The sequence below is a fragment of the Pseudoalteromonas sp. JB197 genome (genome assembly GCF_002332205.1).
Lineage (GTDB): Bacteria > Pseudomonadota > Gammaproteobacteria > Enterobacterales > Alteromonadaceae > Pseudoalteromonas > Pseudoalteromonas nigrifaciens.
On record NZ_NRGZ01000001.1, the window covers coordinates 1099913 to 1112516 of the forward strand.

Below are 12604 nucleotides of genomic sequence, written 5' to 3' on the forward strand. Positions count from 1 at the left end.
AATCTACTTCTTTTTAATAATAGTTAATAAAGTATCGACACCCGCATTTACCTGCAAGTGTGAAAAGTGAAATGTACCTAGGCTGTGGCCATTGAGCAAAATTAAACTTGCTAGCATAGGTGTATCAAGTTCGCGTAAATCAAAATAAGCAAGGCGTTGGCCTTTACTTATTTTGCTACCATTTAACTGAGCTATGTGGGTATGGGTAATGTGTTGCGAGCTCGCAATAGTTAAATTAATCAGTACTTTTAGGCCGTTTTTAGCTTGTAAAATAAATTCGGTGCCGGCATTTTTTGCCTGCAGCAAAGTGCCGTCAAACGGGGCTAATATTTTATGGTTGCTTAGCTGTACCATAATACCTGGGCCTAATGTGCCAAAGCGAAAAAGTGGTTCGGGGTGTTCGTTAAGTGCTATTACTTTTCCTGAAAATGGGCTAGTAATATTAATGGCATGACGAGGTAATTTATTCTGAGCTAAATAATCTATTGTTTGCGGTTTCATAAGTCACTCAAAAATTACGTTATAGCCATCTTTTTTCAAAGCGGTAATAGCTAAATCTACGGTGTGTTTTTTTACTAATATATAATCGGTATCGACTGTACTATGCAATTGTAATGTTTTTTTTGACATTAAAAGCCCGACGAACAGCAATAACTATAAGGTTATAGTATAGATTATTAACCTTAAATTAAAGCAGTAACAGTAACTAAGCTAGTTGTGGTTACGTTAGCAAAAGTGAGGTTAATTATGTTGTCCACATTTTCTGTGGATAACTGTGGGAATTGTGGCGTATAAGTGGCTTAACATGCTGATTATAATGTTTAAAATTATTAGTTTAGAAAAGATCCATTTAGCACTTAACAGCGTATGTATTAATATTGAGACGAAACCTGTTCAAACAAAAGGCCTTAAAGTATGAGTGATTGTTTACTCGTTTAGTGCGTTTTTATGAAAATTCCATATAAAATAATTTGTGTTACACTATCATGATAACAACCAATATTATTGGTAGTGTTGATATTATGTATGAGGAGTCATGATGCAAAAAAGTGTGATGTCGCAAGTACAAATAGGGCGTGTGTACGCTAAAAAATGGCCAATGCGAAAAGAATTAGCTCCTTTGTTTGCTGAGTTTAAAGTAATAAAGGCGACAGAGTTGGCGATTACGGTAATGCCAATATTAGCCATGCTAACGTTATTTTTTCAGTTAAATTACCTTGGCTCTGACTTTTTACCGCAAGCAATTGCAAGCGCGCTTTTTTTTATATCGCTCCCTTTACAAGGTTTGTTATGGTTAGGAAAACGAGCGCAAACCGAGTTAGAGCCTGCTATGCAACGTTGGTATAACGAGCTTTATGCTAAAATGGTCGCTAATGGCTATCAAGCACAGCGCAGCGAAAAAAAGCCCCGTTACTTGGAGCTTGAAGAATTACTTAACGATATGTTTGATAAAATGGACAAAACGTTCACTAAAGAGCAATTTTAAGCGCCTGTTGCCTTTATATGTGCGCAACAGCTATGCTTTTATCTCTTGTGAATTGTGTAATATAAAACGATAAGGTGACATTATGTTCACCTTTTTCTTCGAGTGCTAACCAGTGCTCGGGTCTGAACTTCCACGCGAATGGTGTCATCATTATTAAGTTTTTAACGTCGCTAAAGTTTAAGGTAACTTGCTCAGTGATGAGTGTTTGCGATGTTTGTGTAAACATTGCAGGTACTTCTATTTGTGTATGTTCATTAACACTTGAGTAAATATACTCTTTTAACTCTTTTAAATGCTGAGGTCCGGGGCTTGCCACTACGAGTGTTGAACCGGGTTTAGCAAGTCTTGCTAGTTCTTGAGTAAATAATGGTGCGAATACACTGACCAATACATCGGCAAAGTAGCTTTTAAAAGGTGCTTGGCTAATGGATGCCACGCTAAAGTGACAATTGCTGTAGCGTTTTGCCGCATATTTTACCGCCGCCTTCGATATATCAACCCCGTACACAGTAGCTTGGGTATTACTAGCTAAAGCTTGGGTATAAAATCCTTCACCACACCCTAAGTCAATAATATTATTAGCTGCTATATTACTAATAATTTGGCCAAGTTCGTGCTGTAAAAAGGCATAATAGTTGCGCTCTAAAAAAGCGCGCCTAGCTTGCACCATTTCTAATGAGTCACCAGGTTGTTTTGAGTTTTTTTGCTGTACAGGCAATAAATTTACATAGCCTTCTTTTGCAAAGTCAAAACTATGGTTGTTTTCACAGCGAAGCATATTAGCTGTTTTTATTAGTGAGTTGCTACACAGTGGGCAGCTATATTCAAGACTCATGAGCCTAGGTAGTCCTTATCGTAAAAAGTTTTTACCCAATGTGGGCGATAAGTGATCATAATTGTAATAGCCATACCGTTTAACATGGCTTCTGGCAGCCAAATAATAGCGCTTAAGTAAACGTAATTATCTGCTAATTGTTGCCAGCTATATTGACCAATAGCAAGATAAAATAATGCCCCTAAAGCTATTTTTATACAGGCGATAAACCCAGCCGTAATAAACGCACATACAAATATATAAACAAAAAAGTGGCGCGGTAAATACTGATAACTAACAATAAAAGCCAAGTAGCTCAATAAAATAGGAATAAATGCGCCAATAAGCAATTGCACTGGCAGTAACTCAAACTCAATTAAACCAAATGCGGCTAATAGCGCCGTTGCCAGAACACTACTTAAAATAGTTAAACGCCAACCGAGTATAAGTGTAGCTGCAGTAATACCTAAAATATGTAAATCAAGGCCCGTTAAAATGCCAGCTTTAATGCGCCATAAAACAGCAAACACCAACGCACATGCAAGTACTCCTGTTTGGCGTATGGGTACTTTGTAGAGTGCTTTATAGGTTGCTTTATCAATACTAAATAAGCTTATAGCGATTACAAGGGCCCAAAGTAGCCCTTGTATTGGGAGGCTAAGCATAGGGTTATTTAAATTCAGACCAAATAGGGGCGTGATCCGATGGCTTTTCGATGCCACGTAATTCGTAATCTATACCTGTGTCTATACAACGCGCGGCTAGCTCATGTGTTGCAAGTACAACATCAATTCGTAGGCCACGGTTATCTAAAAACCCTTTTGAGCGGTAGTCAAACCACGAGTATTGATCGCTGGTTTCTGGGTTTTGCTCTCTAAAGGTGTCTTTAAAGCCCCAATTAAGTAATGTTGCCAGCCATTCACGCTCTATCGGTTGAAAAGAACATTTACCGGTTTTTAACCAACGTTTAGCATTTACTTCGCCAATACCTACATCTAGGTTGGTAGGTGAAATATTAATATCGCCCATTACAATCACGTCTTCATCAGGGGTATGATTTGTTTGCAGGTGGGTCATTAAATCTTTATAAAACTGACGTTTATACGGGAACTTGGTTTCGTGATTAATGTTTTCACCTTGCGGGAAGTAACCATTCATTACCGTTAAATCACGGCCATTGTCTTGCTCTACGGTAACACTGATCATGCGTTTTTGTGATTCTTCAGTATCAGTGGCAAAACCTTTAAATACCGATTTAGGTTCTTTTTTGCATAACATAGCTACGCCGTAATGGGCTTTTTGGCCATGATAATAAACGTGATATCCCATTTTTTGTACATCTTCTAGTGGGAACGCTTCGTCATGAACTTTAATTTCTTGTAGGCCAATAATATCGGGTTGATGTTTGTCGATAATAGCTTGTAATTGATGAAGACGCGCACGCAGACCATTGATATTGAAAGAAATCACTTTCATAGCATATACCTTAAAATTGGTTCTATATAATGCGTTAAATTATATCAGTAAATACACTTACATAACACGCCCGAAACAAGGAAGTTATTGGCTGAACTTTTAAGTGTAAAAACACTCGCTGTAATGTCCGGTATTACACCAATATTTTTGCAAAAATTACAAGGCATGAAGCAAAGCTTTCATTACTATAATGCGCTACGTTAGTTTTTATACTTATATTTTCTTTGTAACTAGTTGATTTTAAAGGGTTAGTGTTTTTGGCGTTTAACTTGTATTAGTTAAAGTGACATTAATTAACTACAAGGATACGTCTTATGAAAAAGTTAACATTAGCCTCTACTATTTTAGCAACGTTAAGCTTAGCAGCTTGTGCATCTAACCAAGGGTTAGATAAAATTGATAGTGACTTTGCAAGTTTAGATAACGATAGTGATGGTTTTATTTCGAAAGTTGAAGCCGATGACGATAATATTTGGCAACACTTTTCAAATATTGATACCAATATGGATAATCAAATAAGTCGCAATGAATTTAATGCGTACATGCAATTAAATACCGGAAAAGTTGCCACAGACAGTGAAGTAAGCGAATCAGCATTTAAAGCGGATATTACTAAATTTGATAAAATACAAAGCAGTTTCTCGAGTTTAGATAACGATAAAAGTGGCTATATTTCGGTAGAAGAAGCAGACGATGATGATATTTCAAATCACTTTGGCTATATGGATGTAAATAAAGACAAGCGTGTTAGCAAACGTGAATTTGTAACTTACATAAAAAAATATGGCAATGCAGTCGCTGAAGACGACGCACTTAAAAGCGCCAATAACAGCTAAGCACACCATTTTAAAGTGTGAGGAAGGAGCCAGTGCTGTGCACTGGCTTTTTTTGTGGCTTTGATTTACTAAATTGCTCGATATGTTTTCCTACTTTGCTGTAGTTCTGGCATAATAGTTGGCTGTGTGTGTTTATTAGTTTAAGAGCGTTTATGGTGGGTCGGCGAGTTAGTGATGAGCAATTAATTGAGATCATTGAAGCGGCGATTTTTGTTGCTGACAAACCATTAAGTAAACGTCATCTAAAGGATGTTGTTTTAGCCGATTTAGCAATATCTATGGTGCGTATAAACGATGCAATAACAGCAATACAAACACATTTTCAGACCCGTGGTATTCGTTTGGTAGAAGTAGGCAGTGGTTATCGTTTTCAGGCATGTAGTAGCTTAAGCCCTTGGCTAAGTAATTTATGGCAAGAACGCGCGCCCAAATATTCGCGTGCTTTGCTCGAAACATTATCGCTAATTGCTTATAGGCAACCAATTACACGCGCCGAAATTGAACAAGTGCGTGGTGTTACTACGGGGTCAAATATTATTAAAACACTACTCGAAAGAGAGTGGGTTAAAGTGGTAGGCCACAAAGAAGTGCCGGGTAAGCCGGCGCTATATGCGACTACTAAACAATTTTTAGATTATTTTTCGATAACAGGTTTAGATAATTTACCTGCCTTGCCAGAGCAACAGCAAAGTAAAATTAACCAGTTATTAAGTGATCCTTCTGTGAGAGAACCATCCGAATGAGTGTTATACAAGGTGAAAAGTTACAAAAAGTCCTAGCCCGTGCTGGCGTAGGCTCACGCCGTGAAATGGAAAAATACATTGATGCAAACCGCGTTAGCGTTAACGGCAAAGTGGCTAAATTAGGCGATCGTGTTGAAGAAACAGATTCAATTCGCGTTGATGGCCATACAGTAAAAATTGAAGAAAAAGCGGATAGAATTTGTCGCGTAATTATGTATAACAAGCCTGAAGGTGAGTTAAGCACGCGTAAAGATCCTGAAGGTCGTCGTACTGTATTTGACCGACTCCCTCGTATTGATGGCGAGCGCTGGATTGCGGTTGGCCGATTAGATATTAATACCGCAGGCTTGATGCTATTTACTAACGATGGTGAATTAGCAAACCGACTCATGCACCCAAGTTACGAGGTTGAACGTGAATACTCAGCCCGTGTATTTGGTGAAGTAACCAAAGAAACCATTAAAAACTTAACCCGTGGTGTTGAACTTGAAGATGGCCCAGCAAAATTTCTAACGGTTAACCCTATGGGCGGTGAAGGTATAAACCGTTGGTACAATGTAACGCTTAATGAAGGACGTAACCGAGAAGTTCGTCGTTTATGGCAATCACAAGAGGTGGAAGTTTCTCGCCTAATTCGTATTCGTTACGGTAAATTAGAGCTGGATAAGCGCGTACCACAAGGTGGTTGGATTGAATACGACCTAGACACTGTAAACTATTTACGTAAAACAGTTAAGTTAGGACGTGAAACACAAACTAAGCTTTCTGTAATGCCTGAAAAACGCAAAGATAAGCGTGCCAAAATAAACCAAATACGTAAAGCGGTTAAAAAGCATAATCAACGTGTTAAACCAACTAAACGTAAGTAACCTGCTATTTAGTTAAATTAACCTGAGCTCCGGATAATAAACTTATCTCAAGCAGCTATTTTCAGCGCTAACTGCGTTGAATTTACTTGCAATAGGCCAGCTATTGACGCGTAAATTCGCCTTGTTTTCACTGAAAACCTCTGGCTAGAGAAAATAAAATTAAATATAACGATGATTCAATATGTTAGTAAATCTCTTAACCAGAGTTCAGGTTAAATTAGTTAGGCATTAAAAAAGCCGCTCAAAATTTTGAGCGGCTTTTTTGTATCTACATTAGAGTAATAGCTATTTTTTTACTTGAGCGTCAAGCGACTCGCCATTCACATTACTCGAATCATCACTCATTAAATATAAGTAAGTAGGCATTAAGTCTTCAGGTGTTGCAAGTTTATCTCGGTCTTCACCAGGATAAGCACTAGCGCGCATTGAAGTGCGTGTAGCACCAGGGTTAATACAATTAATACGTATATTGGTTTTACCTACTTCACATGCCCATGTTTGCATCATGCCCTCTACAGCAAATTTCGAAATAGCATAAGGCCCCCAAAATTCGCGACCTTTACGGCCCACGCCAGATGATGTAAATACCACGGATGCATTTTTAGATTTGCGCAGTACCGGAAACAGCGCTTTAGTGATCATAGCTTGCGCGGTGACATTAACCTTCATTATGTTTTCAAAAGTTGACGAGCAAAAGTGCTCAAGTGGCCCTAACGTGCCTAAAATGCCCGCATTATTTAATAAACCATCAAGACAGCCAAATTGAGACTCTATAGTGGCAGCTAGATCGCGGTAGTTTTGCTTAGTTGCGCCTTTTAAATCCATAGGGACTATTGCCGGTTGTGGATAACCTGCTTTAACAATTTCATCATAAACACATTCTAGTTTATTAGTTGTTTTGCCTAATAAAATAACAGTTGCGCCGTATTTAGCGTATGTAATTGCAGCTACTCGGCCAATTCCATCACCTGCGCCGGTGATTAAAATAACTTTATCTTTAAGTGCATTTTCAGCAGCTTGATAGGTGTTCATAAATGTACCCATGGATGAATTTTTTTTGATTTTAACATAGCAAAACATTAAGTAATCGAATTTATTGTAAATTTAGGTGGCGAAAGTAGAAAGTTTACGTTAAGTTTAACTGGTCTAATGTCTCATTAATAAACTGATTACATTGTTTTAACTTAATATACTTAATAAACACACTATAAAAATAAGATATGTGCGGAGCCAACAATATGAAAAAAATGCTACTTTCACTCTCGGTTACAGCTGCTCTTGCAGGTTGTGGCGGCGGAGAAACGCTAGAAGATGTTAAAAACGATTCGGTTACAGTTATCCCAAAGGCGACGGTAAAGTTTGATCCCGCTAATGGAGTTATATCTGTACCCAATGATTTATTAATGAGCGGTACCCAAGATGGTACTTTAAATATTCCTGGGGAGTTAAATGACGCTAATGTGTCTATTCCTCGTGCTGATTATGCTAACCCTCAACTTGCACTGGGTGCGCTTGATGGCTGGTCTACTCAAGTTCCTTTTAAAATAGATTTAACTTTCCCACCAAATGTGAGCCTAGATGCCACCTCTGCAGGTACACCAGGTTCAGTACGTATTTTTGAAGTGATAATGGGAGCAAGTTTAACCGATGAACAATGCTCACAAGCACCTGCAGGTGCTGCCTGTAAACTAGTAGGTGAGTTGCAATTTGGTGTTGACTTTATCACCCAGGCATCTGGTGATGCGGTGGCGGTTATTCCACTTAAGCCATTTAAAGCCGGCAGCTCTTATATTAATGTATTAACCACAGAGCTTAAAGACTCACAGGGGCGTGCTATTGAGCCGTCATCTACTTACGCTACAGTAAAACAAGAAGCGCCATTAATTACGCCAGAACAACTATCACTGCAAGGCGTAGTTAATAGCTACGAAAATGTAGTGGTTAGTTCAGGCAATATTACTAAAGATGAGATTATTTTCTCTGCTGCAATGACCATGCAATCGGCAGGGCCTGTGCTTGGTACAATTAAAAAGTTATTAGCAGCGAGCCTGCAAAATCCAAATTTACCGACACCAGCAATTACTGTACCTACTCAGCCAATGGTAAATGTACAGCAAGTATTTCAATCACAAGGTGTTGCTGTTAGCGATGCCTTTCAAGGTGTGCAATACCAAAAAGGTAGCATTATGTTGCCTATGTATTTAGGTACGCCTACAGGTAAAGAAATTAGCGATTTAAACGACACTTATTGGCAAGGCATGTGTGATAACGCAGTTGCTGTATTGGGTTATAAAGCACAAGCAGGTGCTGCATTTCCTACCGATCCAATTAGTGAAAATGACGGCGCATGTGCCGCATTAAGCGGTGGTAAATTACGTGACTTAGGGTTAGATAGCACGCGTCATTTAACCAAATATAACTCTATTCCTAAAGTGCAAAGTATGGCCAATGTGCCAGTGCAAGTGACTAAACCTATTTTGCCTATAATTAATGGTGTGCGCGCAAGTTTACAATTAGCACCTATTGCTATGCCTGAAAGTGGCTGGCCTGTGGTTATTATGCAGCACGGTATTACTACCAATAAAGAAACCATGCTGACATTAACGGCGCAGCTTTCTATTCAGGGTTTTGCCACAATTGCAATTGATCATCCGCGCCATGGCGAGCGAGGAATTGACGTAGATGCTGACGGTAACGATGACTTTAATGCAACCACAGGTTCGGTACTTAGTTATATGAACCTAAGCTCACTGCTTGTTGCCCGTGATAGTTTACGCCAATCAAGTGCCGACTTATTAGGCTTGCGTTTTGGTCTAAACTTTATTAATGATACAAGTATAAACAGTAAAGATGTGACTTATGTTGGTCACTCACTGGGTTCAATTGTAGCGCCGGCGTTTATTGCCCAAGCAAATAGCCCAATGGCTGAATCACTTGACCCACTGTTTAACGTTAATACAGTTGCGCTTGCAAGTGGCGGCGGTGGTATTGCCAGTTTCTTGTTAGAATCAGCAGCGTTTGGTTCATTTATTCAAGGCTCGGTGTTATCACAAGCAGGTACAACCGAAGCAACTGAATTTAATGCATTTTTACAAGGTGATGCAATTTCTAACTGTGGTGCGTTACAGTCTGATATGCAAGCCTTCTTAAGCTGTGGTTACACCGAATATGCAACGGCTTTAACTATGGCTGGCGAAACGGGTAAGCTGGCAAATATTAAAGGCGTAATGACACAATTTGCTTTTGCAGCACAAACTGCACTAGATAGTGGCGACCCAACTAATTATGCCGCAACCGTTAAAGCACTCGAAACGCCTGTATATATGAACGTGGTAGTGGGCGATGGCGCAGGTAATAAGTCAGATCAAGTTATTCCTCCAAGTGTTGCTAGCAATCCGCTTGCAGGTAGTTTACCACTGGCCAACTTTATGGGCTTAGAAACAGTGAGCACCTCACAAGCACCTAGTGCCACGCCGTCTAGCTATTTAGTTAAATTTACTAAAGGGCATCATGGTTCAGTATTAACACCAGCGCCTAGCGAAGAGGCGGGTTCGGATGCTGCAGGTAGCTTAGCTGCTAACTCTGAAATGCAATTGCAAATTGCAACTTACTTAGCCGCTCGTGGTCGTTTGTTGTTAATTACAAATAGTGATGTTGTGACCGATTAATAGCTTACAACGCAATTAAGTAACCAAAGCCACTGTTTAGTGGCTTTTTTTTGTTAAAAAGCATGCTAAATTAGCTGAAATTTATAAATGGAGAAAAGTGTTGGAATTTTTATACGAATACGGTTTATTTTTCGCTAAAACGGTTACTTTTGTTATTGCTATAGCCATTATTTTAATGCTGATAGTTGGTGCGGCAGTTAAGCCAAAAGCTAAAAAGGGTGAAATACAAATAGATAATATATCAGAGCAACTAGATAATATTAAACAAAGCTTTTTACACAATACTTTAGGTAAAAAAGAACTTAAAGCACATCAAAAAAAGCTTAAGGCAGACAATAAAAAAAATGACAGTAAAGAGCCAAAACCGCGATTATATGTGGTTGACTTTATAGGCAGTATGGATGCACATGAAGTAGAGAGTTTAAGAGAGGAAATAACCGCTATTATTTCTATTGCAGATGCGAGCAAAGATAAAGTTCTTATTCGTTTAGAAAGTGGAGGTGGGGTAGTACATGGTTATGGGCTTGCAGCTTCACAGTTACAGCGCATTAAAAATGCAGGTATACCTTTGAGTGTTGCTATAGATAAAGTAGCAGCAAGCGGTGGTTATATGATGGCCTGTGTTGCTGATGAAATTATTGCAGCGCCATTTGCTATTGTAGGCTCGATTGGTGTAATAGCGCAAATACCTAACTTTAATAAAATATTAAAGAAAAACGATGTTGAATTTGAGCAAATTACTGCGGGGGAGTTTAAACGTACTCTTACTTTATTTGGCGAGAACACCGATAAAGCGCGTGAAAAATTTCGTGAAGAAATTGAGCAAACTCATGGCTTATTTAAAACTTTTGTAAGCACGCAGCGCCCAAGTTTAGATATAAGCTCAGTGGCTACAGGTGAGCATTGGTTTGCGACTCAAGCAATAGAAAAAGGCTTGGTGGATGTTATAAAAACCAGTGATGATGCTTTGCTTGAACAACAAGATGAGTGCCAAATTTATAAGATTAAATATAAGATTAAAAAAGGCTTAAGTGACAAGTTAGCACTTGGCTTTAGTAGTGCAGTTAATAAGGCAGGGGTTAATTTAGTTTCTAAGTTTAAATCATTAAATCCATAAATAGTGGATTACTTTAAGCTTAATTAGCTTTGGCCAATAAAAAACCCTTGAATTAATCAAGGGTTTTTTAATGCGAAGTTATTTACTAATTCATAGATTTACTTATGTTTTCTAAATCTTTCGCTGCATTTGGGTCATTATAAATAGACTCATCTAACTGACCTTCAGATTTAGCAACCACACAGGTAACCATACAGTCACCCGTAATATTAACTGCAGTGCGGGTCATATCTAGTAATCTATCTACACCAATAATTATTGCAATACCCTCTACAGGTAGGCCTACTTGATTAAGTACCATTGCTAACATAATTAAGCCAACACCCGGTACGCCGGCCGTGCCAACAGACGCTAACGTAGCCGTTAAAATTACCATTAAGTAATCAGAAATGGTTAAATCAACACTAAACACTTGTGCAATAAATACAGTGGCAACCCCTTGCATAATGGCAGTGCCATCCATGTTTATGGTTGCACCTAGCGGAATAGTAAATGAAGCAACAGAGTTATTAACGCCGAGTTTTTTAGTGGCTGTTTCAAGAGTAATTGGCATAGTTGCACTTGAACTTGAAGTACTAAAACCAAACAAACAAGCGTGTTTCATTTTCTTTAAGAAAATTACAGGGTTTAAACCCGTCAATAGTTTTAATAACAAACTGTAATTTACAAACGCATGTAATAATAATGCAGCAACCACTACAAAAAAGTATTTAGCCAAGCTAACAATTAAGTTTAACTCTATGGTGGTAAATAGCTTTGCCATTAAGAAAAACACCCCGTAAGGCGCCACGTTCATTAATAAAGTAACTAGCTTTAAAATTACCGTATTAAGATCTTCAAAAACCACCGCTACGCGCTTTCCGGCATTACCACTAAGTGCCATAGCAATACCAAACAGTAATGCGAAAACAATAACTTGTAGCATATTACCTTTTGCCATAGCTTCAAAAGGGTTGGTTGGAAACATATCTATAATAACGCGCGCTAAGGTAGGTGCCTCAGATACGTCGTAACTTGCATCTGTTGGCAAGTCAATACCTACGCCAGGGCTAAACAGTAAAGCCAAAGTAATAGCCAGAGTAATAGCTAAGGCTGTGGTAATTAAATATAAACCAATTGATTTACCACCCAAGCTGCCTAATTTTTTAGGATCGCTTAAGCTACATGTGCCACACACTAAAGATACAAATACTAAAGGAACAACCAGCATTTTTAAGCTGGCAATAAATATTTGCCCACCAATGTGAAAAATTCCATCAACAAAAAAAGCTTTAATTGGCAAAGAGAATAACCCAAGTGGTATTAGGTAATCGTCTTCACCAGCTAATATAGCTTGAAATAAAAAGCCTACGGCAATACCAAGTGCCATGCCTATCATTATGCGAGTTGTTAAGCTCATTGAACGTATTTTCGACATATTTCCAATCTATTTTTTATAAATTTGGCACAGCCTACCAGTATGTAAATATTTATACAGAAAAATTTATTAATAATTTAAATTTTTTTATCAAAGGAAGTGATGAAAAACTGTGATTTTAAACTAAGTTATAGGTTAATATGAGGTAAACAATATAAAGTTAATAATAACGCTAGGG

At 38.3% G+C, this 12604-nt stretch carries 12 protein-coding genes; 6 read left to right on the forward strand and 6 right to left on the reverse strand.

Annotated elements, in window-relative coordinates; genetic code table 11:
* Nucleotides 1–3: 3 nt before the first annotated feature.
* Complete coding sequence (locus CIK86_RS05305; protein ID WP_011328014.1) at nt 4–501, reverse strand: PTS glucose transporter subunit IIA; 498 nt, start codon at nt 499–501, stop codon at nt 4–6.
* 538 nt (nt 502–1039) lie between these two features.
* Between CIK86_RS05305 and yfbV the strand changes: the two genes are divergently transcribed.
* The gene (gene yfbV / locus CIK86_RS05310) at nt 1040–1486 is read left to right on the forward strand and encodes a terminus macrodomain insulation protein YfbV (protein WP_011328017.1); all 447 of its coding nucleotides are present in this window, start codon (nt 1040–1042) and stop codon (nt 1484–1486) included.
* 13 nt (nt 1487–1499) lie between these two features.
* Here yfbV and CIK86_RS05315 read toward each other — a convergent pair whose 3' ends face one another.
* The 3 genes from CIK86_RS05315 to xthA are packed head-to-tail and all read right to left on the reverse strand — an operon-like array spanning nt 1500 to nt 3776.
* Nucleotides 1500–2321: an L-histidine N(alpha)-methyltransferase gene (locus tag CIK86_RS05315; RefSeq protein WP_086994317.1), complete on the reverse strand. Its 822-nt coding sequence runs from the start codon at nt 2319–2321 to the stop codon at nt 1500–1502.
* Entirely contained in the window at nt 2318–2965 is a 648-nt protein-coding gene (locus tag CIK86_RS05320) for an energy-coupling factor ABC transporter permease (RefSeq protein ID WP_086994321.1), read from the reverse strand. The genes CIK86_RS05315 and CIK86_RS05320 overlap by 4 nt, the downstream gene beginning before the upstream one ends.
* 4 nt (nt 2966–2969) lie before the next feature.
* Entirely contained in the window at nt 2970–3776 is an 807-nt protein-coding gene (xthA, locus tag CIK86_RS05325; RefSeq protein ID WP_086994325.1) for an exodeoxyribonuclease III, read from the reverse strand.
* Nucleotides 3777–4090: 314 nt separating this feature from the next.
* Here xthA and CIK86_RS05330 point away from each other — a divergent pair, with 314 nt between their 5' ends.
* The 3 genes from CIK86_RS05330 (at nt 4091) to rluB (ending at nt 6224) form a co-directional block, all read left to right on the forward strand.
* On the forward strand, nt 4091–4612 hold the full coding sequence (locus CIK86_RS05330; RefSeq protein WP_058373266.1) for a calcium-binding protein: 522 nt from the start codon (nt 4091–4093) through the stop codon (nt 4610–4612).
* 152 nt (nt 4613–4764) lie between these two features.
* Nucleotides 4765–5355 (forward strand): SMC-Scp complex subunit ScpB, encoded by a 591-nt coding sequence (gene scpB, locus CIK86_RS05335; RefSeq protein WP_086994328.1) that lies wholly within the window; start codon nt 4765–4767, stop codon nt 5353–5355.
* Nucleotides 5352–6224 carry a 23S rRNA pseudouridine(2605) synthase RluB gene (gene rluB, locus CIK86_RS05340; protein ID WP_011328023.1) on the forward strand — a complete coding sequence of 291 codons (873 nt, stop codon included), beginning with the start codon at nt 5352–5354 and terminating at the stop codon, nt 6222–6224. Before scpB ends, rluB begins: the two co-directional genes overlap by 4 nt.
* Nucleotides 6225–6509: 285 nt before the next feature.
* Here the strand turns inward: rluB and CIK86_RS05345 are convergent, their stop codons facing one another.
* Nucleotides 6510–7256 carry a YciK family oxidoreductase gene (locus CIK86_RS05345; protein WP_011328024.1) on the reverse strand — a complete coding sequence of 249 codons (747 nt, stop codon included), beginning with the start codon at nt 7254–7256 and terminating at the stop codon, nt 6510–6512.
* A gap of 206 nt (nt 7257–7462) precedes the next feature.
* Here CIK86_RS05345 and CIK86_RS05350 point away from each other — a divergent pair, with 206 nt between their 5' ends.
* Together CIK86_RS05350 and sohB are read left to right on the forward strand one after the other, a co-directional pair.
* On the forward strand, nt 7463–9892 hold the full coding sequence (locus CIK86_RS05350; protein WP_086994331.1) for a VolA/Pla-1 family phospholipase: 2430 nt from the start codon (nt 7463–7465) through the stop codon (nt 9890–9892).
* A gap of 100 nt (nt 9893–9992) precedes the next feature.
* Nucleotides 9993–11009: a protease SohB gene (gene sohB, locus CIK86_RS05355; protein WP_041454407.1), complete on the forward strand. Its 1017-nt coding sequence runs from the start codon at nt 9993–9995 to the stop codon at nt 11007–11009.
* Between the two features lie 85 nt (nt 11010–11094).
* Here sohB and CIK86_RS05360 read toward each other — a convergent pair whose 3' ends face one another.
* Nucleotides 11095–12426 (reverse strand): dicarboxylate/amino acid:cation symporter, encoded by a 1332-nt coding sequence (locus CIK86_RS05360; RefSeq protein WP_011328027.1) that lies wholly within the window; start codon nt 12424–12426, stop codon nt 11095–11097.
* Between the last annotated feature and the right edge of the window lie 178 nt (nt 12427–12604).